Raw genomic sequence first — 25939 nt, 5'->3', positions numbered from 1 at the left:
CCACCCCGAATCGGTGTCGGAATGGTAGCCCGCCTCCATGATCGAGCCCCCGAACTCGGCGATGAACGAGGTGATCCGGGCGATGATGCCCGGCCGGTCCGGACAGCCCAGCATCAGGACGTAGCGGCGGTCGTCGGGCGCGGGGGTCGAACTCATAGGCGCCATACTCCCAGGTCGGATTCCGCAAGCCTGGGACCGGCCGGTCGTATGCGGCGCGCCGCGCGGGCCTAGAGCGTGTAAAACGGCTCCGCGTAATGGAATTCGCCGGTCATCTCCGGCCCGTAGGCCGTCAGCAGCCGCACCTGGAAATGCGAGGTCCAGTCCGGCTGGTCGGGCACGATGCCGACGCGAGCGCCGGGGAGGAAGCCGAAGCGCGGGTAGTAGTCGAGGCTGCCCAGCAGCCCGATCAGGGGTTCGTCGAGGGCGTCGGCGGCGCCGAGCGCGGCGTGCATCAACGCGGAGCCGACACCGGCGTCCTGCCGGTCCGCCAGCACCCCGATCGGCCCGAGCGCCAGCGCGGGGAACGGGCCCACCCCGGCGCGGGTGAGGCAGACGTGCCCGATCACGCGGTCGTGGATCTGCGCCACCAGCGACAGCGTCGGCATCCAGCCGGAATCGCTGCGCAAGCGATGCACCAAGGTCACCTCGGCGGGATCGGCGAGCGCGCGCGGAGCGCCCTCGGGCGACCCGTTCGGGTACTCGCGAGCGAAGGCGGCGCGATGGACCGCGTCGATCGAGGGGATGTCGCCGGGCCGTTCGCGACGGATCAGCACTGACTTCTCCTCCCCGGCGAGTGGGTATGGTCCGAACCGCTGACCATACGAGTGTGCGCGACCGCGGACGCCACCCGCAACGATATTCGCCGCGCGCCCCCGTATGCCAGACTCTGTCCCCATGGCCGACACCGCTCCGGAATCAGGTACGCGCGCGCTCACCCGCGGGGAGGTGGCCGCGATGATCGACCACACCCTGCTCGCGCCGGAGGCCACCGCGGCCGATGTCGCCGCCGCCGTCGACGAGGCGCGGCAGCTGGGCGTGTACGCGGTGTGCCTGTCGCCCGCCGTGCTGCCCGTCCGCGCGCCGGGTCTGGTGGTCGCGACCGTCGCCGGATTCCCGTCCGGCAAGCATCATTCGCTGATCAAGGGCTCCGAGGCGCGGCTGGCCGTGGAGCAGGGCGCCGCCGAGGTCGACATGGTCATCGATGTCGGCGCGGCGCTCGCCGGGGACTACAACGCGGTGCTGGCGGATATCGTCACGGTGCGCGAGGGCATGGGGGATCAGGCGGTGCTGAAGGTGATCATCGAGTCGGCGGCGCTGCCCGACGACGCGATCACCCAGGTGTGCCGGGCCGCCGAACGCGCCGGCGCCGACTTCGTGAAGACCTCCACCGGCTTCCATCCGGCGGGCGGCGCGAGCGTGCACGCCGTGCGGCTGATGGCCGAGGCCGTGGGTGGGCGGCTGGGCATCAAGGCCAGCGGCGGCATCCGCACCGCGGCGGCCGCCGCCGAACTCGTGGCGGCGGGCGCGACCCGGCTCGGGCTGTCCCGCTCGCGCGACGTGCTGGCCGGATTCCCGGAGGTCAGCAGCTGACGGACTGGCCGTCGGCGGCCGGCTGCATCTTGCTCGCGCCGCCGGCCAGGGAGACCGAGATGCCGTCGCTGGTGACCTTCACCTCGGTCGGCTTCATATCCAGCGGGTAGCTCTGCAGGCTTTCGGTCATCATCTGCACGATGCTGTCGACCAGGTCGGTCGGCAGGCCGAAGCCGAGCAGATTCGCGGACTGGGTCGTGACCTCGACCCGGTCGCCCACGATCTGCGGTTTGACGATCAGGTCGGCGATGCCGCCGAGCACCTTGACGTCGAGGACGCCCGCGGCCGGATCGGACTGCACGCCGGACACCAGGCCGCTGAGCGTCTGCTGGATGCCCGCGTTGCTCCAGGCGGCCTCGGCGCTGCTGCTGCCGATCTCGCCGCCGCCGCGGCCGTTGTCGATCATCGTGATGTCGTTGAGCCGCGCGTGCACCTTCATATCGACGGCCGGGCCGAACTTGGCGTCGTCGCTGTCGACGTTCACGTACTGGATCTTGTGGTCGATCGCGGTGAGCAGCAACGGCTTCGGCCCGAAGCTCACCGAGACCTTGGAACCCAGATCCTTCTCCACCTGGGTGGCGAGGCAGCGCTCGGTCCGGTGACGGTAGTAGGTCTCGGCGGCGACGGCCGTACCGACCACGATCAGGACGAGGACGAGTCCGACGATCAGGATGATCCGCCGCAGGTTCCGGGTGCCGCGCGGCCCGCCGTCCGGCGGGCCGGGGGCGGTCGCGGTTGCTGGAGGGTTCGAACTCATGCCACCGATTCTTCCCGAGCTTTCTGAGTCTGCTCTGTGGGACGGATGAAGGCTTGGCGCAAGGACGCCTGGCGATTGTGACATGCCGCACAGGTCGCACGCGTAGCCTGGGTCACATGTCCGGGGAAGCCGACAGCCGAATCCGTGATCCGGAACAGGGCTGGGTGGTATTGCGACGGTTGGCCGGCCGGCATGCCGGATACTTCACGACACGCCTCGCCCGGCGTACCCGATGCGAGGATGTGGTCAGAGACGCGCTGGACGACGGCTCGGTGATCCGCGCGGGAGTGGGGATCCTGCGGCTGGCGGACTGGCCGGTCGGCCCGCTCGACGAGTACGCGATGTGGTCGGCCTGGTTCGACGGCGCGGCGGCCGTCTCCCATCACAGCGCGGCCGAGCTGCACGGGCTGGGCCGGTTGCAGCCCCGCTTCCTGCACCTCTCGGTCGAGGGCGGGCGGGTGCCCACCGTGCCGCGGCTGGTGGTGCTGCGCCGGGCGCTGCGCCGCCGCGATATCGAATCCGCCGGGACGTTCCTGGTCACGACGCCCGTGCGCACGGTGCTGGATCTGGCCGAGACGGGGATCGGGCAGGGCGCGCTGGACGAGGTGGTGGGCGATGCGGTCGCCATCCACCGGTGTGCCGGCGCGGAGATCCGCGCCGCGGCCACGAGCCTGGCGCCGCGCACCGCGGCCCGGATCCGGCACGCGCTGTCGCGGGCGTGAAAGCCGCTGTGGCCGTGGGCAAATGATGCATAACGGCTATTGGACGTGTCACGTTCGGGTTTTGCGCGGTCGGTGTTCATGGCATGGTGCTGACCATGTCGACGGTCGGTGAGGGCGCCTGGGGTCTGGATTTTCCGCCGGGTCCGCCGGAGGACATCGCGGAGATGTTCGCCACCGCGGTCGTCGCGGACGCCGTGCGGCGGCACGACGCGGATCTGGCGCAGTGGGTGGAGACCTGCCGCGACTGGCGCCGGCAGTACCGGCGCGTCTTCCGGGGGATGACCGCGCTGGCGGTGAGCGCCCCGGACGCGTCCCTGGGGATCGCCGCCGACGGGCTGCGGTCGGTGCGGACGATGCTGCATGTCTCCGCCGGGCGCCCGGTAGGGGAGGTGGATCTGTCCGCGGCCGGGCCCGGCGGCTCGGCGCTCGCGACCGGTGACGTTCGTGGCGAGGCCGAACCCCCGGCGCGCCTGGAGGTTCCGTGCGGCGGGGCGCTGCTGTCCGGCGACCGGTTGCGCCGGCGGCTGGCGGACTGGCGGCGCGAGGGCGTGCTGGAGCCCGGATTCGCCGCCGCGGTCGAGCGGGTGATCGATCATCCGGAATGGCTGGCGCTGCCGGGTTTTCGCGTGGTCGTGACCGGTGCGGCCGCCGAACTCGGTCCGCTGCGGCCGCTGCTGCACTGGGGTGCGGACGTGCTGGCCGTCGATCTGCCCGGGCGTAAGCGCTGGGAGATGGTGCGGGAGTACGCGCGCCGCGGGGCGGGGCGGCTGCGGTTCCCGGTGTCGGCGGGGCGGCCGGGCGCGGATCTCGCGGGACAGCTTCCGGCCCTGGCCGATTGGATCGTCACCGCGCTGTCGGACGGCATCCGTCCGGTGCTGGGGTCGTATGCGGCGGCGTCCGGACCGGCGGGGGTGCGCGTGGCGGCCGCGGCGGATCTGCTGGCCGAGGCCGTGTCGCGGCGGCGGCCGGATACCGCGCTGGCGCAGGTGGGGTCACCTTTCGACTGCTACGCGGTGCCGCACGACGTGGTCGCCGACGCCAGGGCACGGCGGGCCCGGCTGGGAATGCCCGGCGCGGTGCAGGATTGGGCCCGGGTGGTGTCGCGGACATCGATCTTCCGCCCGAACTACCGCCACGAGATCGCCGACGCCACCGGCGCGCACTGGGGCGTCGCCGACCTGCTGCCGCCTGCCCTCGGCCCGAATCACGCCCTGGCCCGGCGACTACCGCGCTGGCGCGCGGTGCTGGCACAGGCCGCCGGGCAGACCGTCTCCCACACCGTCGCCCCCCTGATCTGGACCGGCCCGACCCGCCACGCCGCCTGGCCCGCCAACGCCTACCTCGGCTGCACCCATTTCGGCATCGAGGTCTTCGCCCCCGACACCGCCCGCACCTTGCTGGCCGCCAAACTCGTCGCCGACCTCACGCAACCCCCTGCCCCCCAACCCAATCCAGAATCGCTGTTCACCGAGGGGGCGTTCCATGGTGGCCTGTGGCGTCATCCCTACGAGCCACGTTCGGTGATGACCTCCGCGGCCGTGGTCGGCCGGTTCCAACGCCTGCTGCCCTGGTGATTCGGTCTTTTTCCGGCGCGCTTTTGGCCGGAATCCACAGGTGAGATCCCGGCCAAAAGCATGCCGGGAAATGGGGGGATGCGCCGGGAGATGGGTGGCCGGGAATGCGGGTGTTGTGCATTCGGGGTCAGGAGTTGTTGGGGGCCACGGCTTCCCATGGCACAGAGAGGACGCAGTCGCGCATGCGTCGGCGGTAGGGGCGGAGGGGAAAACCCTGTTGGCGCAACAAGTTTGTGGCCTCGCGCCAGCGGGTGCGGGGGCCGTAGGGGGACAGGGGTGCGGCGTGTGTCCAGGCGCGGTCGGCGGCGGTGAGCAGGGTGTGTATGCGTTCGCCCGGGATGTTGCGGTGGATCAGGGCTTTCGGGAGGCGCTCGGCGACGTCGGAGGGGCGGTCGACGGTGAACGGGTCCCATGCCAGGGTCAGGGAGAGGGGGCCGGTGCGGTCCAGCAGTATCCAGGCGCAGCGGCGGCCCAGTTCGTCGCAGGTGCCGTCGACCAGCAGCCCGTCGGGAGCCAGCCCGTTCAGGACCGTCGACCATGCCTCGGGCACAGCCGATTCCGGATACTGCCGCAGGACGTTGAACGCGCGCACCAGGACCGGGCGCAGCCCGGCCAGCTCGAATCCGCCGCGCGCGAACACCACCCCGTCCCGGCCCGGCACTACACGGTCCGGGTCGATCTCCAGACCCACCACTCGCACGTCGGCCCGCACCCGCCGCAGCCGCGCCGCCAGCTCCAGCGTCGTCACCGGGCTCGCCCCGTAGCCGAGATCGACGATCAGCGGGTCCGCGGCGGCCCGCAGCCGCGTCGCCACCACCTCGTCGTGCATCAGCCAGCGGTCGCTGCGGCGCAGCCGGTTGATGCCGGTGGTGCCGCGCGTGATCGCGCCGATCGGCCGCGACGAGGGGGTCAGGCGGTGGGGTTCTGCTCTTCCAGCCACTGCGCGGTGAACTCGGCCTCGGCCCGCAACAGGTCCACGAGGTTGATCAGCATCATCTGCTCGAGCTTCGGGCCGAGCATCGGGATGAACACCTTCGCCGTCGACGAGGTCCGCAGCGTGCAGCCGGTGTCGGTGGGGAACAGGCGCATGGTGCCGCCCAGGCTGCCCGGTCCGGCCGGAATCGCGGCGACGTACTCGCCGGTGACCTCCGGGGCGAACGGGCCGTAGGTCTCGGTGCGGGTGATCACCATGTCCTTGCGCATCACGGCCTGCGCGATCTCGGGCAGCATGTCGCGCGGCAGCACGTGCCGGATCTCGACCTCGATGCCGGCGTCCCCGGCGGTCAGACCCGTGATCTCGTTGGGGGAGTACTTGCGCATCTCCTCCATCCGCGCGTCCCAGTAGGCGCGGTCGGACAGCGCCGCGTACACCTCTTTGGTGGTGTGCAGTGGGTAGCGGGCTGAGTAGTCCAGTCGGCGAGCCATGGGGAGCTAGGTTACTGCGTTCGAATCAGCGGCTCGAGATCCAGGTGTTGGTGAAGTCGGTCTCGGCCTCGAGCAGCTCCAGCAACTTCTCGGCGACCACCTTTTCGATCTTCTTGCCGAACAGCGGGACGGTCACCTCGACCGAGCCCTCGATGACCGCGTGCGACGTCTCGCCCTCGTCGGTGAGAGTGACCGTGCCGCGCACCTGCGCGGGCGCGTCCTGCACCTGCGCGGTGAAGGTGCCCGCGAAGCCGGAGTAGCTCTCGGTGCGGGGGATGATCAGATCACCCGGGCGGACCGACGTGATCGCGCTGGGCAGCTCCGAGGCCGGGATCGACTGCACCATCTCGACCTGCATCTGCTGCTCGTCGACCGAGGCGCGGAACGAGTCCAGGCGCGCGTTCGGGCCGCCGACCTCTTCGATCCGGTCCTTCCAATACTGCTCGTCGGCGAACGCGGCACGGATCGCGTCGGCCGGATGCGTGTACTGAGCCGTATACGCCAAGGGTGTCGCCATGGTGCAACACGCTACCGTCTCTCGCTGTGCATACGTCTCGAGTGGTGCCGTTCCACAAAACGCGTGACCTGCTGGCCGTGACCGGTGCGCGGGTACGCAATTCGGTCCCGCTGGCGGAGCTGACCACGCTGCGGGTCGGCGGTCCGGCGACGGTCGCCGACTGCGCCGACACCGACGCGCTCGTGGCGACCGTGCGCACTCTCGACGCCGCCGGAATTCCGGTGCTGCTCCTCGCGGGCGGATCCAATCTGCTGATCTCCGACGAGGGCTTCGGCGGCGTCGTGGTGCGCGTCGCGACCGAGCGGGTGGAGATCGGCGCGGATTCGGTCGTCGCGGCGGCCGGCGCGAACTGGGACGCGGTGGTGGCCGCGACGGTGGCGGCCGGGCTGGGCGGCCTGGAGTGCCTGTCGGGAATCCCGGGATCCGCGGGCGCGACGCCGGTGCAGAACGTGGGGGCCTACGGCCTCGAGGTCGAGCGACTGCTGCGCCGGGTGCGGCTGTTCGATCGCGAATCCGGTGAGGTCCGCTGGGCCGCACCGGCGGAACTCGGCTTCGGATACCGGACTTCGGTGCTCAAGCACAGCGACCGGGCCGTGGTGCTCGAGGTGGAGTTCGCCCTCGATCCGAGCGGGCAGAGCGCGCCGCTGCGCTATCGCGAACTGGTGAACGCCCTCGGCGCGGAGGAGGGGGAGACCCGCCCGGCGGCGGAGGTGCGCGAGGCGGTGCTGCGGCTGCGGGCCGGGAAGGGCATGGTCCTCGATCCGGACGATCACGACACCTGGAGCGCGGGCTCGTTCTTCACCAATCCCGTGGTGCCGGAGGCGCGGGTGGATCAGGTTCGGGCGGCGATAAACCGCCATGTGGGGGATGTCACAGTCCCCGTCTATCCGGCGGACGGGGGCGTGAAATTCTCGGCGGGCTGGCTGATCGAGCGGGCCGGTTTCGCGAAGGGATTCCCGGGTCCGGACGCACCGGCCCGGCTGTCGACCAAACACACGCTGGCGCTGACCAACCGGGGCGGGGCGACGGCCGCCGATCTCGCGGACCTGGCGCGTACGGTCCGCGACGGCGTCGCCGAGCGGTTCGGCATCCGGCTGGAGCCGGAACCGGTGACAGTGGGCTTGACGCTGTAGGGGGTGGCGCGAACCACGACCGGATCCGGTCGGGGCACGCGGATCTTCGCGGTAAATTCGAGGAAGTGAGCATTCGAGGAGTTACCAGCCGACGTGCCGTGTTGATCGGAGTGGCTCAGCTGGCGGGGGCCGCGCTGGTGGCCGGATGTTCGAACGGCAGCGGTGACAAGTCCGCGCCGAAGGACAGCGAACCGGTCGCCAAGGTCACCTTCCAGCCCGACAAGGGCAGCACGGACGTCAATCCGACCACGCCGATCTCGGTCACGGTGACGAGCGGCCGCATCGACAAGGTCACCCTGACCAACGCGAGCGGTAAGCAGATCACCGGCACCCTGGCCCCCGACGGCAGTCGTTTCACCGTCAGCGAGGCGCTGGGGTACGACGCCACCTACACGTGGGCGGGCACCGCGATCGGCACCGACGGCAAGCCCGTGCAGATCGACGGCACCTTCACCACGCTGGCGCCCAAGCAGACCGTGACGGCCACCATCAATATCGGCGACGGCCAGGAGGTCGGCATCGCGGCGCCGATCATCCTGCAGTTCAAGAGCCATGTCGCCAACAAGGCCGCGGTGGAGAAGGCGCTGACCGTCGCCACGACCCCGCAGACCGAGGGCGGCTGGGCCTGGCTGCCCGACGACAACGGCGGCTCCCGGGCGCACTGGCGCCCGCGCGAGTACTGGGCGCCGGGCACCGACGTGAAGTTCTCGGGCAAGCTCTACGGGCTCGAACTCGGCGACGGGGCCTACGGCTACACCGATCTGAGTTCGGAGTTCAAGATCGGCCGCAGCCAGATCGTGAAGGGGTACGCGCCGAGTCACCGCGTCCAGGTGATCCGCGACGGGGATACGCTGTTCGACTTCGCGTGCAGCTACGGCGAGGGCAACGAGGCGCGCAACGTGACCCGCTCGGGCACCCACGTGGTGACCGAGAAGTACGAGGACTTCATGATGTCGAATCCGCCGTTCTACACCAACGTTCGCGAACGCTGGGCCGTACGCATCTCGAACAACGGCGAATTCATCCACGCCAACCCGGAATCGTCCGGGGCACAGGGCAATACGAACGTCACCAACGGCTGTATCAACCTGAGCACGTCGGACGCGCAGGCCTACTTCCCGACCGCGATGTACGGCGACCCGGTCGAGATCACCGGCACCTCCATCCCCCTGTCCGCCGCCGACGGCGACCTCTACGACTGGACCATCGACTGGGACACCTGGAAATCCATGTCCGCCCTCCACGGCGAACCCTCCCCGGTCGTCTCCGCCACGCCGGTCCCACCTGGTCCTGTACGCGGGAACAACTGACCACTCGATTTCCCGGCGCGCTTTTGGCCGGGAACTCGCGACGGATTCCGGCCAAAAGCGCGCCGGAAAACGATGAGGTGGGCGCGCCGGAAAACGATGAGGTGGGCGCGCCGGAAAACGATGAGGTAGGCGCGCCGGAAAACGATGAGGTAGGCGCGCCGGAAAACGATGAGGTAGGCGCGCGGGGAGTGGGTGCGGGGCCGGTCAGGGGCGGCGGGCGAAGCGGCCGGGGCCGGCCTGGTCTCGGGGCTGGACGACGATGGTGTCGAGGTTGACGTGCGGGGGGCGGGTGGCGGCGAAGGCGATGATCTCGGCGATGTCCTTGGCTACCAGCGGGTCGATGCCCTCGTAGACCTTGGCGGCGCGGTCGGCGTCGCCGTCGAAGCGGACCAGGGAGAATTCGGTCTCCACCGCGCCGGGCGCGATCTCGGTGAGCCGCACCGGTTTACCCAGCAGCTCGCCGCGCAGGGTGCGGTGCAGGATGGCCTGGGCGTGCTTGGCGGAGGTGTAGCCGGAGCCGTTGTCGTAGGCGTGGAACGCGGCGACCGAGGTGACCGTGACGATCAGGCCGTCGCCGGAATCGATCAGCTTGGGCAGCAGCGCCTTGGTGATCCGCAGCGTGCCGAGCACGTTGGTCTCCCACATCCAGCGCCAGTCGTCCAGGTCGGCCTCGGCGACCGGCGCCAGGCCCTTGGCCCCGCCGGCATTGTTGACCAGCACGTCCACTCGCTCGACGGCCTCGGTGAACGCGCGCACCGACTCCTCGTCGGTCACGTCCAGCGGCAGCGCGGTGCCGCCGATCTCCTCGGCCAGCGTCCGCAGCCGATCCACCCGCCGGGCCCCGACGTACACGTGATAGCCCTGTGCGGCGAGTTCGCGGGCGGTGGCCTCCCCGATTCCCGAACTGGCTCCGGTGACGACAGCGGTGCGGATGCTCATGGAGCTGAGCATATGTGCGAGGGAGCGCCGAACGCTGCGTGGTTGCGTACGGAGCGGCGCGCCTCCTCCGCCTCCGCATGTCCCCGCGCCGGAGCGGCGGCGCGATCCCGGCGCGGTCGCGCACGTGGCCGTGGTGACGGGCGCGTTAGCCTGGCCGCATGGCGATTCGGAATGTGGTCAGCGCGGACGGGACCGGCATCGTGTACCGGGTGACCGGGCCCGCCGAGGGCAGGCCCCTGGTGCTGCTGCACGGCTGGGCCGGGAATCTGCGGTGCTGGGGACGGGCCGCGGATCTGCTGGCCGAGCGGTTCCGGGTGATCGCCGTCGATTTGCGCGGGCACGGCTACTCCGACGCCCCGGAGACCGGCTACGACGACCCGAAGAACTGGGCCGCGGACGTGGCGGCGGTGCTCGCGGGCGAGGGCGTCGAGACCGGCGCGGTGCTGCTCGGCTGGTCCTACGGCGGCATCGTGCTCAGCGACTACCTGACCGCGCACGGCACCGGGTCGATCGCGGGCGTCGTCTACAGCGGATCGCAGGCGGGCATCGGGCGCGACGTACCGGGGGCCACGCCCGGACCGGCCATGCAGCAGGCCATCCCCGACGTCTTCGAGGAGAGCCCCGGCAAGGCCATGCGCGGTTTCGCGGCCTTCGGCAATGCCAACACCGGCCCCGGCCGTGACAAGGGCGAGGCCGCTCAGAGCCTGTACGGCGGCAGTCTGTCCACCCCGCCGCGGGTCCGCAAAGCGCTGTTCTACCGCACCGTCGACAACACCGACACCCTGCGCACCCTCGACGTTCCGGTGCTGGTGCTGCACGGCACCGCCGATCCGGTGGTCCCCATCGACAACGGCCGCTACATCGCGGACGCCGTGCCCGACGTCCGCACCTCCTACTGGGAGAACGGCCAGCACGGCCTGTTCGTCGAGAATCCGGACCGCTTCGCCGCCGAGGTCACGGAGTTCGTCGACGGGCTCGACTGACCTTCGTAAAGCGCTCTCCCGCAACACTTTACGGCGGAAATTGATCGGCAGCGGCTGCGGTGTCCGCTCACGCGGGCCGTGGCGAACTCGTGCCGAATCGAACCGCGGCGCACACGTCGGCGTGTGATCCGGTGTGATCGAACGCATACTTCGATGGATCATGTCCGGTTTGCCCGTATTTCACCGGGAAGCGCCCCGGATCGAGCCCGGTCGGCCCGTTCCCGGTGCGGCGAATTGCATTGTGACTGCTGTCACTTGGAGACGGAGGTCGCGACGGGTGGCGACTCCGGCCGTGCACACTGGAGTGGTGAGTCAACGCACGGACCTACGGCCGCATCGCATCGCCGTGTTATCGGTGCATACCTCACCACTGGCCCAGCCGGGCACCGGAGACGCGGGCGGAATGAACGTCTACGTGCTGCAGACCGCGATCCAGCTGGCCCGTCGCGGCGTCGAGGTGGAGATCTTCACCCGCGCCACCTCCTCCAATGACGAACCGGTCGTCGAGGCGGCCCCCGGCGTTCTGGTGCGCAATGTGGTGGCGGGCCCGTTCGAGGGGCTCGACAAGCACGACCTGCCCACCCAGCTGTGCCCGTTCGCCGCCGAGGTGCTGCGTCAGGAGGCACGCCACCTGCCCGGCTACTACGACCTGATCCACTCGCACTACTGGCTGTCCGGCCAGGTCGGCTGGCTGGCCCGCGACCGCTGGCGGGTACCGCAGGTGCACACCGCGCACACGCTGGCCGCGGTCAAGAACGCCCACCTCGCCGCGGGCGACACCCCGGAGCCGGCCGCCCGCGAGATCGGGGAGAAGCAGATCGTCGCCGAGGCCGACCGGCTGGTCGCCAACACCGGCGACGAGGCGCGCCAGCTCGTGGAGCTTTATGGCGCCGAACCCGACCGGATCGATGTGGTGCTGCCGGGCGCGGACCTGACCCGGTACCACCCCGGCGACCGGGCGGCCGCCCGCGCCGAACTCGGTCTCGACCAGAACGAGCAGATCGTCGCGTTCGTCGGGCGCATCCAGCCGCTGAAGGCCCCCGACGTCCTGGTGCACGCCGCTGCCCAGGTGCTGCGCACCGATCCGGGCCGATCGTTGCGGGTCCTGATCGTCGGCGGGCCGTCGGGCACCGGGTTGGAGCGGCCGGACGCGCTGATCGAACTGGCCGCCTCGCTCGGCATCGCCGACCGCGTGACGTTCCTGCCGCCGCAACCGCCGCATCGCCTGGTCCAGGTGTACCGGGCGGCGGATCTGGTGGCCGTGCCCAGTTACAACGAATCCTTCGGCCTGGTCGCGATCGAGGCGCAGGCCAGTGGCACGCCGGTGCTGGCCGCGCGGGTGGGCGGGCTCGGTACCGCGGTGCGCCACGGCGTCTCCGGACTCCTGGTCCCGGGCCATCGCACCGACGACTGGGCGGGCGCGCTGCGCTCACTGTTCGACAACCCCGACGGCCTGCGCCGGATGGGCGCGGCGGCGGTCGAGCACTCGGCCAACTTCTCCTGGGAGCACACGGCCGAGGGCCTGCTGGACAGCTACGCGCTGACTCTGTCGGGGTATCGGGGCATGCGATCGCGCATGGCGGGTACGTTGCAGGCAGAGAGCAGTCAGGCCAGGTCGCGGGCGCTGTGGCGGCGCCGGATGGGAGTGGTTCGCCGGTGACCGACTCGATTCGAGACACCGCGCAACTGATCGAGGACACCCTGCGCGAGCGCGAGGTGGACTACACCCGCGAGGGCGAGGACGTCTTCATCGTCGTCCTGCCGGGCGAGCGCAAACTCGCGACCACGGTCATGGTGACCGTCGGCACACACGGCATGCGCGTGGAGAGTTTCGTCTGCCGCAAACCGGACGAGAACTTCGAGGGCGTCTACAAATTCCTGCTGCGCCGCAACCGCCGCCTCTACGGCGTGGCCTACACCCTCGACCGCGTCGGCGACATCTACCTGGTCGGCCGGTTCGCCACCCAGGCCGTCACCCCCGACGAACTGGACCGCGTCTTCGGCCAGATCCTCGAGGCCGTGGACGCCGACTTCAACGTCCTGCTGGAACTCGGCTTCGCCGAATCCATCCGCCGCGAATGGAAGTGGCGAGTCTCGCGCGGCGAATCCCTCAAGAACCTCCGCGCCTTCGAACACCTCGTCGACACCGACGACTCCTGACCCCGTAGCGGCTGCTGTGGTCCGGGGTGTGCCGGGCGGGTGAGAATGCGGGGGCCCGCCGGTGTGCCGGGTGGAAGGTGGCTGGGTGATGACGATACTGGCGCTCGATATCGGGGCGACGAAGTTCGCGGCCGGGGTGGTGCACGCGGGACGGCAGGTGCGGGAGGTGCGCCGGGCCGCGGTGCCGCCGGAGCGGGTCTGGGAGACGTGCCGGGAGTTGCTGCGCGCGGTGGCGGGGGATACCCGGATCACCGCGATCGGCATCGGATCGGCCGGGCCGGTGGACGTCCGGTCGGGAACCGTTGCGCCGCTGAACATTCCGGAATGGCGGCGAGGGTACCCCCTGGTGGCCTCGGTGCAGGAGCTGTTCCCCGCCGCCGTCATCCGGCTCGCGGTCGACGGCGCCTGCCTGGCACTGGCCGAACACCACGTCGGCGGGTTGCGCGGGGTGCGGGACGGGCTGGCGATGACGGTGTCGTCGGGTATCGGCGGCGGCATCATCATGGACGGCCGGGTCGCGGTGGGCCGGACCGGGAACGCCGGGCACGTCGGCCACATCGTGGTGCCGGGCTGGGACGTGCCGTGCGGATGCGGCGGCGTGGGATGCGTCGAGGCGGTGGCGAGCGGGATGTCGTCGGCGCGCTGGGCCCGCGAGCAGGGATGGCCGGGGGCGACCGGGGTGGACCTCGCGCGGGACGCGCAGGCCGGCGATCCTATCGCGCTCGCCGCCTTGAAACGCGCTGGAACCGCACTGGGACAGGCGATTTCGTCGGCCGCGGCGCTACTGGACATCGATCGGGCCGTCATCGGCGGTGGATTCGCCGAATCCGGTGCGCCGCTGTGGGATCCGCTGCGCGCGGCCGTCGCGAAGCATGCCCGCATCGATTTCGCCCGCGGCCTGCACGTGGTGCCGTCGCGAATCAGCCACGGTGCCACCCTGGTCGGGGCCGGTGTGCTCGCGGCCGGTCACGCCACGGCCGACGAGTACGACTGAGCCTCGAGGATCCAGCCGCTCGGAAGCACGTGGTAGAACGTGCCCGGCGGCGGGCTAGCATAACGCGCATGACGTACACCCTCGTGCTGCTGCGCCACGGCGAAAGCGAATGGAATGCCCTGAACCTGTTCACCGGCTGGGTGGACGTTCACCTCACCGACAAGGGTGTCGCCGAGGGCAAGCGCGCCGGCGAACTGCTGGCCGAACAGGGCATCCTGCCCGATATCGTGTTCACCTCGCTGCTGCGCCGCGCGATCGGCACCGCCAATATCGCCCTGGACGCCGCCGACCGGCACTGGATTCCTGTGGTCCGTGACTGGCGGCTCAACGAGCGCCACTACGGCGCGCTGCAGGGTAAGAACAAGGCCCAGATCCGCGACAAGTACGGCGACGAGCAGTTCATGTTGTGGCGTCGCAGCTACGACACCCCGCCGCCGCCGATCGAGCCCGGCAGCGAGTACAGCCAGGACGGCGACCCGCGCTACGCCGGCGCCGAGGTCCCGCAGACCGAATGCCTGCAGGACGTCGTCGCCCGCATGATCCCCTACTGGGAGTCGACCATCTCCAAGGAACTGGTCGCCGGCAAGACCGTTCTGGTTGCCGCACACGGCAATTCGCTGCGCGCCCTGGTCAAGCACCTGGACGGCATCTCCGACGAGGACATCGCCGGGGTGAACATCCCCACCGGCATCCCCCTGCGCTACGAACTCGACGAGAACCTGCGCCCGGTCGGGCCGGGGGAGTACCTGGACCCGGCGGCCGCGGCCGCAGGTGCAGCGGCCGTGGCGAACCAGGGCGGTAAATAGGACCTAGGTACGCCCCTCTTCATTTCCCGGCACGCTTTTGGCCGGGATTCACAGTGCGGCTGCGTGGCCCCGGCCAAAAGCGTGCCGGGGAATGGAGTGGGAGCAGGTGCCGGCACGGTAAGGTTCCGACGGCTCGGTTTGTGAACTCCGTCTCTCCCATAGAAGCGTAGCTATCGTATTGCTACCGAATCGGTTCCGGTGGGGGCTGGGGTGTCGGAAGCTGGGTTGCGGCCGGTGGGAAGTGGTGTGGGCAACACTCGATAGTGCGGTCCCGGCTCTTCTTCCTGGTCGTCGCCGTGCGGGAGACGGTGAGTGGGTGAGAGATTTTCGCTGCAATTGACGTAACCGGTCGTTTGCAACTTACTCCCGAGTAGATACACTTCCGGTCGTTCGACCAATTCGAGAGGTGGATCACGTTCGATGAAGTCCGTGCTGCGTGCCACGGTTGCGGCGGTCGCCGCGATCGCGGTATCTCCCTTCCTCGCCACCACGTCCACCGCCGAGCCCGTCGCGACCGGTCCGGACGGGGGCGCCGCCGGCGCCGCGTGGGCCGCGACCCAGGACGGGCCGCAGCAGTATCCGAACGTCCACATCGACTGGGACGTGCCGATCACGATGAGCGACGGCACCGTGCTGAAGGGCAACGTGTACCGGCCCGCCGATGCCGCCGGCCGCCCCGCCGACACGCAGACGCCCACGATCGTCAACCTCACCCCGTACACCAAACTGGTCTCGAATCTCGCCGACCACGCGCAGTCGATCCCGGGCCTGTCCGACGCGCTGCTGAACCTGCTGCGGCAGATCGACCTGTCCGGCACCCCGCTGTCCGGGATCACCGATCTGACCAAGTCCTTCGGCGGCGGCGAACTGCGCAACTTCACCGTCGACCGCCAGCTGATCAAGAGCGGCTACAGCCAGGTCGTGGTCGACGTGCGTGGCACCGGCTTCTCTCAGGGCGAGTGGGACATGCTGCGTCAGCGCGAACAGCAGGACACCGTCGAGGTGATCGACTGGGCCGCGCGGCAGCCGTGGTCGACCGGCAAGGTCGGCATGAACGGCATCTCCTACTCCGGCATCAATCAGGTGCAGGCCGCCGAGAAGCATCCCGAGGCACTGAAGACGATCTTCCCCGTGGTCCCCGGCAGCGACCTGGTCGACGACGTGCTCGCGCCCGGCGGCGGCTTCGGCTTCAACTTCATCCCGCTGTGGCTGACCGCGATCAACACCCTGAAGTGGGTGCCGGACGTGCAGTCGATCGTGAACGGCACGTTCGACACCACCTGGCTCGGCGACCGCATGGCCGACCCGTACACCTATATGGACGTGCTGCTGTCCGCGTATACCGCTACGCGGATGGAGGATCTGGATCCGCGGGTCCGAGAGATGCTGTCGGACTACACCTCTCAGCGACAGGCGTGGCTCGGTGATCCGAGCGCGATCGATATCCCGGCGTTCGTCACCGGCGGCTGGCACGACCTGTTCACCTACTCGGAATCCAAGATCTACAACGAGATTTCGGTGCCGCCCGGCCAGAGGCAGCTGTTCATGGGCAACACCTATCACGTCAGTTCCGGTAACGAGTACGGCAAGCCGGGCCTGCCGCCGCGGCTGGACGTGCTGCAGCGCGCGTGGTTCGACAAGTGGCTCAAGGGAATCGACAACGGTATCGACACCTACGGTCCGGTGACGCTGCGCCAGCAGGGCGGCGGCTGGGTCACGCAGAACGGCTTCGGCCCGTCGGCGCCGGCCGAGGAGGCGTCGGAGTATCGCCGGATGTACCTGTCCGCCACCCGAAGCGGGACGGCGAACAGCGTCTACGACGGTTCGCTCACCGGCTCCGGCGGCGACGACACCGCGCGGCTGACCGTGTCGCCCGGCCTGACCACGCTGTGCTCCAACGACGCCGCGCAGGCGACGGCCGGTGCGCTGTCGATCATCGACGGCTGCGCCAAGGACTCTCGCGTGGCCGAGACCAACGCGCTGACCTTCACCAGCGATCCGGTCGCCGGGCCGACCACCGTCTCCGGCCCGATCGCGGTGCGGCTCAACACCGTTCAGGACGCGGCCGACGGCTACTGGGTGGCGACGGTCAACGACGTCGCGCCCGACGGGCAGTCGACGGTGCTGTCGTCCGGGCAGCTGATGGCCTCGCTGCGGCAGATCGACGAATCGCGCAGTACGCGATCGGCCAACGGCGACTACACCGATCCGCGCGCCTACACCTCGCTGGACAAGCGCCGGCCGACGGTGCCCGGCGAGGCGACCACCCTCGACCTCGCACTGCCCGCGACCGAGGCGGTGCTGCAGCCCGGTCACCGGCTGCGGGTGGACGTCTTCGCCGGCAACTTCCCCAAGGGCCTGCCGATCATGCCGATGCTCATCGACACCGGCCTGAAACCGCAACACCTCCAGTTGGACCCGAACGCCCCCAGCTTCGTCAACATCCCGGTCCGGGGCCGCCCCGGCTGGTAGGACTCAGGCACTGCCTGACCCGTCCCGGGAGAGCCCAACGACGTGCCCTCCCGGGACTTTTACGTCACCCCCAGCTCCCTGCCTCGCCCCCTGGATTCCCGCCCGCGCTCGAGGCCCCCGCTGCTCGCGGCCAAGGTTCCCAGCTCGCGCGCAAGGTTCCCCCGTTCGAGCCCAAGGTTCCCAGCTCGCGCGCAAGGTTCCCCGCTCGAGCCCAAGGTTCCCCGCTCGCGCCCTCTTGTGCACCTGCTCGCTTTTTGCGCAGGGGTTTGTGCAATCGGACGATTCTGTGCCGATTCACCTCTGGCGTCGGTGGTGCGGATCTAGCTTGGGGGCAGTCATTTTCCAACCGGTCGGGGTGGGTGGATGAAGTCTCTGTTTCGTGTCGCGTTGCTGACCGTCGGCACGGTCGCGCTGTTGCCGTTCGTGGCTCCGGTCGCCTCGGCGGACCTCGAGCCCACGGGGCCGGACGGGGGAGCCGCGGGTGCGGCGTGGACGGCCACCGAGGACGGGCCGCAGCAGTACCCCAACGTCTACATCGACTGGGACGTGCCCCTCACCATGAGTGACGGAACGGTGTTGAAGGGCAACGTCTATCACCCCGCCGACGCGGCGGGACGGCCGATCGCCACGCCCACGCCGACCGTCCTCAACCTCACGCCCTATACGAAATTGGGCTCGATGCTCATCGACTCGGCCCGGTCGATTCCGGGATTCTCCGACGAGCTGATGCGCCTGACGCACGAGTTCGACCTATCGGGGACGCCATTCTCGGGAATCACCGATCTGACGAAGTCGCTCGGCGGCGGGCTGGTGCGGAACTTCTCCGTCGACCGGCAGCTGATCCGGGGCGGCTACACCCAGATCGTGGTCGACGTGCGGGGAACCGGCTTCTCGCAAGGGGATTGGGATCTGCTGCGGGCCCGCGAGCAGCAGGACACCGTCGAGGTGGTCGACTGGGTGTCGCGGCAGCCGTGGTCGACCGGTGATATCGGCATGAGCGGCGTGTCCTACTCCGGGATCAATCAGTTGCAGGTGGCGGCGAAGAATCCGCCCGCGTTGAAGGCGCTGTTCCCGGTCGTGCCCAGCGGCAACCCGTTTCGGGACGTGGTGGCGCCCGGCGGCGCGATCGGCACCACCTTCATGCCCGCCTGGCTGCTCGGGGTCAATATGAGCAAGCTGATGCCGGATCTGCTGTCGCTCGTGCAGGGGCGTTTCGACGGGAAGTGGCTGGCCGACCGGCTCGCCGACCCGTTCACCTTCGTGGACGCGCTGATCGACGCCTTCGTCACCCCGAACATCCCGCAATTGAGCCCGAAGGTGCAGGAACTCCTGCGATCCGGCAGCCCGACCAGGCAGGCGTGGGAGACCGATCCGAGCGGTATCGAGACGCCCGCCTTCATCTCCGGCGGCTGGCACGACCTGTTCGTCACCTCGCAGACCGACTTCTACGGCCGGATTCCGTTGCCGCCCGGGCAGAAACAGTTGCTGATGGGCGACAGCTACCACATCACCAACGGCGCCGAATCCGGGAAGCCCGGCATGCCGCCGCGCATGGACGTGCTCCAGCGGGCGTGGTTCGACAAGTGGCTCAAGGGAATCGACAACGGCATCGACCGGTACGGGCCGGTCACCGTACAAGAACAGGGCGGCACCTGGAAGACGCTGCCGGCGTACCCCGCGCCCGAGGCCGTCTCGGATTATCGGCGGATGTACCTCGCCGCCGCGCCCAGCGGTACCGCCGCGGGCAGTGTGCACGACGGATCGCTGGTCGCCGAGCCGGCTCCGGAGGCCGACAGCCTCACCGTCGCACCGGGATTGACCGGACTCTGCTCCCGCGACGCCGCGCAGCAGACGGTCGGGGTCGCCGCGATCGTGGTGGCCTGCGGTGACGACAACCGCGTGCACGAACTGAACGGCCTGACCTTCACCAGCGCGCCGGTCGCGGCGCCGACGACCGTCTCGGGTCCGATGTCGGTGCATCTCCGGACGGCACAGGACGCCACCGACGGGTTCTGGGTGGTGGAGGTGACCGATGTGGCGCCCGACGGGCAGTCGACGGTGCTGTCCACGGGGCAGCTGATGGCCTCGCTGCGGGCCATCGACGAATCGCGCAGCACGCGCGATGCCGACGGCGACTACACCCACCCGGTGCCCGACCTGTCCCTGGACACCCGGCAGCCGACCGTCCCCGGCGAACCCACGCCGCTCGATATCCCGGTGCCCGCCGTCGACGCCGCCCTGCAACCGGGCCATCGGCTGCGCGTGAACGTCTACGCGGGCAACTTCCCCAAGGGCATGCCGCCGACCCCGCTCCTCCTCGAATCCGGCCTGCGCCCCCAGCATCTCCTGCTGGACCCTGCCGACCCCAGTTATGCCAATCTTCCGATCGCGGGTGATCCAGGGTGGTGAAATATCCGGATAATTCGGATAATTCGGGCCGGATCGATACCCGATAGGGGGCTCGCGCGCACACCGAGTCGCACATCACACCCGGCGCGAGGGTGCGGCGCACGGCACTGCGCGCGGGCACAATGGGGGGACAGTTCACGTCGGTGTCGCATGGGCTCCAGATGTGTGGCGCCGCAAGGAAATGTCGTGTCGGCATCGTCGGGCACGCCGGGAATTCGCGAGGTGCGATACACCGGCGCGCCGAGGGAACGTTGCGTAAACGCCGGGCTAACTGCGGTGGAAGCACCCGTGACCTGCGCGAAACTTCGCGGACCCGGGCTTGGTCGGCGCGCCCGCGACCGTACGATTCAGTTGTGAGCGTTCCGCAGGCCGTGCTGCTGGCAGTTCTGGCGGCCGTCGTAGGCCTGGCTGTCGGCGGGTTGCTCATTCCGTACGTGAACGCCCGGCAGGCCGAGCGGCGCGAGGCCGAATCCGGGCTCACCATGTCCCAGGTACTCGATCTGATCGTGCTGGCCTCCGAGAGCGGCATCGCGGTGGTCGACGAATATCGCGATGTGGTGCTGGTCAATCCGCGCGCGGAGGAACTGGGCCTGGTCCGCAACCGGCTGCTCGACGAGCGCGCCTGGACCGCCGTGGAGAAGGTGCTGGCCACCGCCGAGAGCGTGGACTTCGATCTCACCCTGAAGAATCCGGTGCCCGGCCGCAGCCGCATCGCGGTGCGCGGCGTGGCCCGCCCGCTGTCGCGGGACAACTCCAACTTCGTCGTGCTGTTCGCCGACGACGATTCCGAGCAGGCGCGCATGGAGGCGACCCGGCGCGATTTCGTGGCCAACGTCAGCCACGAGCTCAAGACCCCGGTCGGCGCCATGAGCCTGCTGGCCGAGGCACTGCTGGAATCGGCCGACGACCCCGATTCGGTGCGGCATTTCGGCCAGCGCCTGCACGCCGAATCGGGCCGCATGGGCAAGATGGTGACCGAGCTGATCGCGCTGTCGCGGTTGCAGGGCGCGGAGAAGTTGCCGCAGCTCGAGGCCGTCGACGTGGACACCGTCGTGAATGCCGCCATCGAACGTTCCCGCACCGCGGCCGAGGCCGCCGGGATCACCGTCAGCACCGACGCCAACAGCGGCCACGAGGTGCTGGGCGATGAGACCCTGCTGGTCACGGCGCTGTCGAATCTGGTCGAGAACGCGATCAACTACTCGCCGAAGGGTTCGCACGTCTCCGTGAGCCGCTCGCTGCGCGGCGGCTACGTGAACATCGCCGTGACCGACCGCGGCATCGGTATCGCCAAGGAGGATCAGGAGCGGGTGTTCGAGCGGTTCTTCCGCGCCGACAAGGCCCGCTCGCGCGCCACCGGCGGTACCGGGCTCGGGCTGGCTATCGTCAAACACGTGGCCGCCAACCACAACGGTGAGATCACGTTGTGGAGCAAGCTGGGCACGGGTTCGACGTTTACGCTGCGCATACCCGCCACCGGCGCCGATGATCAGTCGCGCGGCGGTGCGGCGGCGACGGCCGCGGGGGACTGGAAAGCTCCCACCGGAAGCACGGTGGGTAAGAAGGAAAACGGCCCGCGCCCCAACGGGCGGGCCAGACCCAACGGTGTGGAGGCAACCCGATGACGAGTGTGCTGATCGTCGAGGACGAGGAGTCGCTGGCCGATCCGCTCGCGTTCCTGCTGCGCAAGGAGGGGTTCGAGGTCACTCTGGTCGGCGACGGGCCGTCCGCCCTGGCCGAGTTCGACCGCTCCGGCGCGGACATCGTGCTGCTCGATCTCATGCTCCCCGGCATGAGTGGCACCGACGTGTGCAAGCAGTTGCGCACCCGCAGCAGCGTGCCCGTGATCATGGTGACCGCCCGCGACAGCGAGATCGACAAGGTTGTCGGGCTGGAACTCGGCGCCGACGACTACGTGACCAAGCCGTACTCCTCGCGCGAGCTGATCGCGCGGATCCGCGCGGTCCTGCGTCGCGGGGCCGGCGAGGAGATGGACGGCGGCAACGAGAGCGGCGTCTTGGAGGCGGGCCCGGTGCGGATGGATGTCGACCGCCATACCGTGCAGGTCAACGGGAAGCCGGTGACGCTGCCGCTCAAGGAATTCGACCTACTGGAATACCTGCTACGCAACTCGGGCCGGGTGCTGACCCGCGGGCAGCTCATCGACCGGGTGTGGGGCGCGGACTACGTCGGCGACACCAAGACGCTCGACGTCCACGTCAAGCGCCTGCGCTCGAAGATCGAGTCCGACCCGGCCAAGCCGGAACACCTGGTCACCGTCCGAGGCCTGGGCTACAAACTCGAGGCGTGATCCCGGCCGAAAGCATGCCGGGAAAGTGAATCGGGCATGCCGGGAAGCGACCCCCGGCATGCCGCACTACTCCTTGTTCCCGGCACGCTTTTGGTCGGGAACACCTCAGACGATGTGCACCCAGGCGGTGCCGATCTGGGGGACGTCCTGCTTCTGGAGGGTCTGCCAGCCGAAGTCGTCGTGCTGCAGGCAGTCGTAGAAGGGGATGTCGGCGCCGTTTCCCTTGCACGCGATGGTGCGCGAGGTGCCGTAGGGGCTGACGATGACCTGCTTGCCGTTCTGCTGTGCCTGGAGGGCGGCGGGATCCGTGTAGTTCACGAACTTGTCGGTCTGCACGTTGTAATCGGTCGGGTCGATGGCGGCGTCGTCGCCGAACGCGCCGGGGGCGAGCGCCAGGACGGCGCCGGCGGTCAGGACTGCGGTTGCCATGATTTTCCTCATCATGGGAATGATGCCTACCACCGCTCGGTGAATCCTTCATGGCGAACCGGTGTCCGGTCGGCGCACCGCCGCGCGTCGCGCGGTTTTTCGACATCCTCGTCGCGTGGCCGGGCGTGTCCTGACGTCGGCGTGCCGTGTATTTGCTCGGTTCGCGGCCCTAGCTGGGGGAGTGGTCTGTGAGATGGCCCGCAATCGCGGCCGCGACCTCGCTCAGTTGCTCCCGGACCGCGGTGTCGGGGATGGTGCCGTCCGGCCCGACCATGTCCCCCAAGACGGTGATGCGGTGGCACGCGGACTCGACGATATCGGCGCCGACGTAGCCGAGCACCGTGCGCAGCGAGGCGACCGCCCCGTCGCCGCGCCCGTCCGCGGCGGCGTTGATCCAGGCGACGGGCTTCTCGTACAGGTCGGCCGTGCCGACGGTCCACTCCAGCAGGTTCTTCAGGCTGCCGGGCATGAAGCCCGCGTACTCGGGACTACAGATCAGCACCGCGTCGGCCGCCTCGAGCCGCTCCCGCAGGTCCGCCACCGCCGGCGGCGACGGCGTATCGCCCGGCACGAATGCCGGAATCTCGGTAAGCCCCGTATACAGCTCGGCCGACACGCCGTCGGGCGCCACCGCCGCGAGCGTCCGCAGCACGGCGGTATTGGTGGAACCGGGCCGAGTACTGCCCGAAATCAGCAGGATGCGAGTGCTCACGCCTTCCTCAAGGCGGGCACGACACCGTCCTATTCCGCGTCGGCATCATCTTCGATCCGCGGCGCCGATGGCTTTCCCCCAGTATCGCGGCGTGGCGTTCATACCCGCGGGCTCGGGTCGTCCCCAGCCCGCGGTGCGGCGTCCGGTCCCTACTCCGCGGCCTTTTCTTTGGCCGCGGACGTCGCCGGGTGGACGGCGACCAGGCCCAGGCCCTCGCGGCGCTTGCAGTGGCGGGCGAGTTCGTCGTAGGCCGGTTGGCCGATCAATTCGATCAGCTCGGGGGCGTAGGACTGCCAGACCGGGCGGGAGCCGACGTGTGCGTCCGGCGAGCCCGAGCAGTACCAGTGCAGGTCGAGGCCGCCCGGGCCCCAGCCGCGCCGGTCGTATTCGGTGAGGGTGGTGCGCAGGATCTCCACGCCGTCGGGCCGGTCGACCCAGTCCTGGGTGCGGCGGATGGGCAGCTGCCAGCACACCTCGGGCTTCACGGTCAGCGGCTCGAGTCCCTTGCGCAGGGCCATGCTGTGCAGCGCGCAGCCGATGCCGCCGGCGAAGCCCGGACGGTTGAGGAAGATGCACGCGCCCTCGTAGCGGCGGGTGCGCAGGGCGGGCTCGTCGTCGAGCTCGTCCTCCTCCAGATACCGGCTCTTGCGCACCTTGCCGTCGGCATCGCGCGCCTCGTCCATCAGCTGCCAGTCCTCGGGTGTGAGCATTTTCACAGCCTTCTGGAGCTTCTTGCGATCGTCGCTGTCGCAGAGGAAGGCGCCGTGCGAGCAGCAACCGTCGTCCTGGCGGCCCTCGATGATGCCTTGACAGGCGGGCGTGCCGAAGACGCACGTCCACCGCGACAGCAGCCAGGTCAGGTCGGCCACGATGGTGTGCTCGTCATTTGCTGGATCTACGAACTCGATCCACTCCCGCGGGAAGTCGAGATCGACCTCTGGGCTGGGATCGATCTTTGCCGCTGGTCGCAACCCGGTCGGTGCGCTCGCGGATGCTCCTACCGTCACATCGCCAGACGCTAACAGTTGCTGCCGACAGGTTGCATTCCCGGGGTTTACGCGACGTTACGCAGTTCCTTGTCCTGTGCGACACCACAACCCAGTACCGTGTTCTTGTGCGGCTCGGTGTGCTCGATGTGGGAAGCAATACCGTCCACCTGCTCGTGGTGGACGCGCATCGCGGTGGCCACCCGATGCCGATGAGTTCTACCAAGGCGACGCTGCGGCTGTCGGAGAACATGGACGACGCTGGCCGCATCACCCCGGAGGGCGCCGTCCGGCTCACCAAGACCGTGGCCGAGTTCGCCAGCATCGCAAAGACTTCCGGCTGCATCCAGCTGATGCCGTTCGCGACGTCGGCGGTGCGCGAGGCCACCAATTCCGACGAGGTGCTGACCGGCCTACGCCGCGACACCGGCGTGGATCTGCGGGTGCTGACGGGCGTGGACGAGGCGCGGCTGACCTTCCTGGCGGTACGCCGCTGGTACGGCTGGAGCGCCGGGCGCATCCTCAATCTCGATATCGGCGGCGGCTCGCTGGAGATGAGCAACGGCTGCGACGAGGCGCCCGACGTGGCGCTGTCACTACCCCTCGGCGCGGGCCGGCTCACCCGTGAGTGGTTGCGGGAGGACCCGCCGGGCAAGCGGCGCGTCGCAGTGCTGCGCGACTGGCTCGAGGCCGAGATGGTGATTCCGGCAAAACAGTTGCTGGAGCCCGGACGTCCCGATCTGGCCGTTGGCACATCCAAGACATTCCGAACCCTCGCCCGGCTCACCGGCGCTGCCCCATCGGGCGCGGGTCCTCGGGAAAGGCGTATTCTCTCCAGTTCCGGTCTGCGGCAGCTGATCGCGTTCATCTCCCGGATGACCGCGGCGGACCGGGCAGAATTGGAGGGCGTAAGTTCCGATCGGTCACAGCAACTGGTGGCTGGCGCGTTGGTCGCGGAGGCGAGTATGCGAGCGTTATCGCTGGATACTCTCGAGATTTGCCCTTGGGCGCTGCGGGAGGGATTGATCCTGCGCAAACTGGATACCGACCTGGACAGCGAACCCGGTACCGGAAACAGCCGTCCCAACGGCGTACCGGGCCCAACCGAAACGGTGTCGCGATGAGTGACGAATCGACCCAGCTGTCCGTTGCCGAGCTGCTCGCCCGCAACGGACAGGGCGTGCCCGCGTCCGGCGGCGGTCGGCGACGGCGCAGCGGCCGCGGTATCTCGGTCACCGAACTGACGGGCGATATGCCCGCCGTGCGCGAGGGCTCCTCCTCGCACGCCGCGCCCGAACCGGACGCCGCCGAACCCGAGCCGGAGTTCCCGGCCGCGACACCCGATTTCGACGCCAGGCCCGCGTATTCGCCGCAGTCGGGCCCGATCTCGTACTACGACCCGCTGGGGACCGACGAGTCCGGATCCAACGGCTACGGATCGAACGGGTACGGGTCCACCGGCGCCGACCCGAGCGGCTACGGGTCGAACGGGTACGGCGTCAACGGTTCCGATCCGAACGGTTACGGGTCGAACGGGTACGTCAACGGTTCCGATCCCAGTGGCTACGGATCCAACGGTTCGGCACTGAACGGTTACGGATCCAACGGCTCTGACCTGAACGGCTATGGGTCCAATGGCTCCGACCTGAACGGTTACGGGTCGAACGGCTCGGGCCCGAACGGCTATGGGACCAATGGCTCCGGCCCGAA

General features: G+C 69.4%; 25 protein-coding genes and 1 pseudogene. 16 read left to right on the top strand and 10 right to left on the bottom strand.

What is annotated here, in order from left to right:
- Both ON41_RS43200 and ON41_RS28845 read right to left on the bottom strand, forming a co-directional pair.
- The coding region (locus tag ON41_RS43200; RefSeq protein ID WP_040751157.1) for an ACT domain-containing protein at positions 1-156 on the bottom strand (156 nt) is incomplete at its 3' end.
- Positions 157-227: 71 nt separating this feature from the next.
- Complete coding sequence (locus ON41_RS28845; RefSeq protein ID WP_040751156.1) at positions 228-773, bottom strand: GNAT family N-acetyltransferase; 546 nt, start codon at positions 771-773, stop codon at positions 228-230.
- Between the two features lie 121 nt (positions 774-894).
- Between ON41_RS28845 and deoC the strand changes: the two genes are divergently transcribed.
- Positions 895-1590: a deoxyribose-phosphate aldolase gene (gene deoC, locus ON41_RS28840; RefSeq protein ID WP_040751155.1), complete on the top strand. Its 696-nt coding sequence runs from the start codon at positions 895-897 to the stop codon at positions 1588-1590.
- Here deoC and ON41_RS28835 read toward each other — a convergent pair.
- The gene (locus ON41_RS28835; protein ID WP_051162709.1) at positions 1580-2347 is read right to left on the bottom strand and encodes an LmeA family phospholipid-binding protein; all 768 of its coding nucleotides are present in this window, start codon (positions 2345-2347) and stop codon (positions 1580-1582) included. The genes deoC and ON41_RS28835 overlap by 11 nt on opposite strands.
- Before the next feature lie 116 nt (positions 2348-2463).
- Here ON41_RS28835 and ON41_RS28830 point away from each other — a divergent pair, with 116 nt between their 5' ends.
- Together ON41_RS28830 and ON41_RS28825 are read left to right on the top strand one after the other, a co-directional pair.
- Complete coding sequence (locus ON41_RS28830; protein ID WP_040751154.1) at positions 2464-3069, top strand: hypothetical protein; 606 nt, start codon at positions 2464-2466, stop codon at positions 3067-3069.
- A 95-nt stretch (positions 3070-3164) separates the two neighbouring features.
- A complete protein-coding gene (locus tag ON41_RS28825) occupies positions 3165-4643 on the top strand; it encodes a hypothetical protein (protein ID WP_157185653.1) in 1479 nt (492 codons plus the stop codon).
- 127 nt (positions 4644-4770) lie between these two features.
- On the opposite strand, the gene ON41_RS28820 is transcribed toward ON41_RS28825, so the two are convergent.
- Genes ON41_RS28820 through ON41_RS28810 form a run of 3 tightly spaced genes read right to left on the bottom strand, consistent with a single transcriptional unit; the run spans position 4771 to position 6585 of the window.
- A complete protein-coding gene (locus ON41_RS28820) occupies positions 4771-5583 on the bottom strand; it encodes a class I SAM-dependent methyltransferase (RefSeq protein WP_373281369.1) in 813 nt (270 codons plus the stop codon).
- On the bottom strand, positions 5553-6068 hold the full coding sequence (locus ON41_RS28815; protein WP_040751153.1) for a DUF2505 domain-containing protein: 516 nt from the start codon (positions 6066-6068) through the stop codon (positions 5553-5555). The genes ON41_RS28820 and ON41_RS28815 overlap by 31 nt, the downstream gene beginning before the upstream one ends.
- A gap of 25 nt (positions 6069-6093) precedes the next feature.
- Complete coding sequence (locus tag ON41_RS28810; protein WP_040751152.1) at positions 6094-6585, bottom strand: DUF2505 domain-containing protein; 492 nt, start codon at positions 6583-6585, stop codon at positions 6094-6096.
- Positions 6586-6629: 44 nt separating this feature from the next.
- Between ON41_RS28810 and ON41_RS28805 the strand changes: the two genes are divergently transcribed.
- Positions 6630-7718, top strand: a complete 1089-nt coding sequence (locus ON41_RS28805) for a UDP-N-acetylmuramate dehydrogenase (RefSeq protein WP_051162713.1) — start codon at positions 6630-6632, stop codon at positions 7716-7718.
- 98 nt (positions 7719-7816) lie between these two features.
- Complete coding sequence (locus tag ON41_RS28800) at positions 7817-9028, top strand: L,D-transpeptidase (protein WP_246829621.1); 1212 nt, start codon at positions 7817-7819, stop codon at positions 9026-9028.
- Positions 9029-9232: 204 nt separating this feature from the next.
- Here ON41_RS28800 and ON41_RS28795 read toward each other — a convergent pair whose 3' ends face one another.
- The gene (locus ON41_RS28795; RefSeq protein ID WP_085995843.1) at positions 9233-9967 is read right to left on the bottom strand and encodes an SDR family NAD(P)-dependent oxidoreductase; all 735 of its coding nucleotides are present in this window, start codon (positions 9965-9967) and stop codon (positions 9233-9235) included.
- Between the two features lie 158 nt (positions 9968-10125).
- On the opposite strand from ON41_RS28795, the gene ON41_RS28790 reads away from it, so the two are divergent.
- The 9 genes from ON41_RS28790 to ON41_RS28750 all read left to right on the top strand — a co-directional run bounded on the left by ON41_RS28790 (position 10126) and on the right by ON41_RS28750 (position 22102).
- Positions 10126-10950 carry an alpha/beta fold hydrolase gene (locus ON41_RS28790; RefSeq protein WP_040751149.1) on the top strand — a complete coding sequence of 275 codons (825 nt, stop codon included), beginning with the start codon at positions 10126-10128 and terminating at the stop codon, positions 10948-10950.
- Positions 10951-11257: 307 nt separating this feature from the next.
- Positions 11258-12610: a D-inositol-3-phosphate glycosyltransferase gene (gene mshA / locus ON41_RS28785; RefSeq protein ID WP_373281368.1), complete on the top strand. Its 1353-nt coding sequence runs from the start codon at positions 11258-11260 to the stop codon at positions 12608-12610.
- Positions 12607-13110 (top strand): type III secretion system chaperone family protein, encoded by a 504-nt coding sequence (locus ON41_RS28780; RefSeq protein WP_373281367.1) that lies wholly within the window; start codon positions 12607-12609, stop codon positions 13108-13110. The genes mshA and ON41_RS28780 overlap by 4 nt, the downstream gene beginning before the upstream one ends.
- An 88-nt stretch (positions 13111-13198) precedes the next feature.
- Positions 13199-14104 (top strand): ROK family protein, encoded by a 906-nt coding sequence (locus ON41_RS28775; protein ID WP_040751147.1) that lies wholly within the window; start codon positions 13199-13201, stop codon positions 14102-14104.
- 68 nt (positions 14105-14172) lie between these two features.
- Entirely contained in the window at positions 14173-14910 is a 738-nt protein-coding gene (locus ON41_RS28770; protein WP_040751146.1) for a phosphoglyceromutase, read from the top strand.
- A gap of 420 nt (positions 14911-15330) precedes the next feature.
- Complete coding sequence (locus tag ON41_RS28765; protein ID WP_040751145.1) at positions 15331-17382, top strand: CocE/NonD family hydrolase; 2052 nt, start codon at positions 15331-15333, stop codon at positions 17380-17382.
- 363 nt (positions 17383-17745) lie between these two features.
- Positions 17746-19791, top strand: coding sequence for a CocE/NonD family hydrolase (locus tag ON41_RS28760; RefSeq protein WP_040751143.1), 2046 nt, complete (start codon positions 17746-17748; stop codon positions 19789-19791).
- A 353-nt stretch (positions 19792-20144) separates the two neighbouring features.
- Complete coding sequence (locus ON41_RS28755; RefSeq protein ID WP_040751141.1) at positions 20145-21416, top strand: sensor histidine kinase; 1272 nt, start codon at positions 20145-20147, stop codon at positions 21414-21416.
- Entirely contained in the window at positions 21413-22102 is a 690-nt protein-coding gene (locus ON41_RS28750) for a response regulator (RefSeq protein WP_040751140.1), read from the top strand. The genes ON41_RS28755 and ON41_RS28750 overlap by 4 nt, the downstream gene beginning before the upstream one ends.
- Before the next feature lie 105 nt (positions 22103-22207).
- Here the strand turns inward: ON41_RS28750 and ON41_RS28745 are convergent, their stop codons facing one another.
- From ON41_RS28745 to ON41_RS28735, 3 genes are all read right to left on the bottom strand, one after another.
- Positions 22208-22531 (bottom strand): hypothetical protein, encoded by a 324-nt coding sequence (locus ON41_RS28745; protein WP_246460974.1) that lies wholly within the window; start codon positions 22529-22531, stop codon positions 22208-22210.
- 169 nt (positions 22532-22700) lie between these two features.
- The gene (locus ON41_RS28740) at positions 22701-23243 is read right to left on the bottom strand and encodes an NADPH-dependent FMN reductase (RefSeq protein ID WP_040751138.1); all 543 of its coding nucleotides are present in this window, start codon (positions 23241-23243) and stop codon (positions 22701-22703) included.
- Positions 23244-23392: 149 nt separating this feature from the next.
- Complete coding sequence (locus ON41_RS28735) at positions 23393-24250, bottom strand: DUF3109 family protein (protein ID WP_373281366.1); 858 nt, start codon at positions 24248-24250, stop codon at positions 23393-23395.
- A gap of 107 nt (positions 24251-24357) precedes the next feature.
- Between ON41_RS28735 and ON41_RS28730 the strand changes: the two genes are divergently transcribed.
- Both ON41_RS28730 and ON41_RS39365 read left to right on the top strand, forming a co-directional pair.
- A complete protein-coding gene (locus tag ON41_RS28730) occupies positions 24358-25353 on the top strand; it encodes a Ppx/GppA family phosphatase (RefSeq protein WP_051162705.1) in 996 nt (331 codons plus the stop codon).
- Positions 25350-25939, top strand: a pseudogene (locus ON41_RS39365) (hypothetical protein); the annotation flags it as partial. The gene ON41_RS28730 and the pseudogene ON41_RS39365, both read left to right, overlap by 4 nt.

The sequence above is a fragment of the Nocardia transvalensis NBRC 15921 genome (assembly GCF_000308875.1).
GTDB classification, from domain to species: domain Bacteria; phylum Actinomycetota; class Actinomycetes; order Mycobacteriales; family Mycobacteriaceae; genus Nocardia; species Nocardia transvalensis.
This window is presented reverse-complemented; position numbering and strand designations above follow the sequence as displayed.

Bases quoted from the DNA above. Each gene is read 5' to 3' on its own strand.
- deoC (WP_040751155.1), top strand. From the start codon at position 895: ATGGCCGACACCGCTCCGGAATCAGGTACGCGCGCGCTCACCCGCGGG.
- ON41_RS28835 (WP_051162709.1), bottom strand. From the start codon at position 2,347: ATGAGTTCGAACCCTCCAGCAACCGCGACCGCCCCCGGCCCGCCGGAC.
- ON41_RS28830 (WP_040751154.1), top strand. From the start codon at position 2,464: ATGTCCGGGGAAGCCGACAGCCGAATCCGTGATCCGGAACAGGGCTGG.
- ON41_RS28825 (WP_157185653.1), top strand. From the start codon at position 3,165: ATGTCGACGGTCGGTGAGGGCGCCTGGGGTCTGGATTTTCCGCCGGGT.
- ON41_RS28815 (WP_040751153.1), bottom strand. From the start codon at position 6,068: ATGGCTCGCCGACTGGACTACTCAGCCCGCTACCCACTGCACACCACC.
- ON41_RS28810 (WP_040751152.1), bottom strand. From the start codon at position 6,585: ATGGCGACACCCTTGGCGTATACGGCTCAGTACACGCATCCGGCCGAC.
- ON41_RS28795 (WP_085995843.1), bottom strand. From the start codon at position 9,967: ATGAGCATCCGCACCGCTGTCGTCACCGGAGCCAGTTCGGGAATCGGG.
- ON41_RS28790 (WP_040751149.1), top strand. From the start codon at position 10,126: ATGGCGATTCGGAATGTGGTCAGCGCGGACGGGACCGGCATCGTGTAC.
- ON41_RS28775 (WP_040751147.1), top strand. From the start codon at position 13,199: ATGACGATACTGGCGCTCGATATCGGGGCGACGAAGTTCGCGGCCGGG.
- ON41_RS28770 (WP_040751146.1), top strand. From the start codon at position 14,173: ATGACGTACACCCTCGTGCTGCTGCGCCACGGCGAAAGCGAATGGAAT.
- ON41_RS28765 (WP_040751145.1), top strand. From the start codon at position 15,331: ATGAAGTCCGTGCTGCGTGCCACGGTTGCGGCGGTCGCCGCGATCGCG.
- ON41_RS28760 (WP_040751143.1), top strand. From the start codon at position 17,746: ATGAAGTCTCTGTTTCGTGTCGCGTTGCTGACCGTCGGCACGGTCGCG.
- ON41_RS28750 (WP_040751140.1), top strand. From the start codon at position 21,413: ATGACGAGTGTGCTGATCGTCGAGGACGAGGAGTCGCTGGCCGATCCG.
- ON41_RS28745 (WP_246460974.1), bottom strand. From the start codon at position 22,531: ATGGCAACCGCAGTCCTGACCGCCGGCGCCGTCCTGGCGCTCGCCCCC.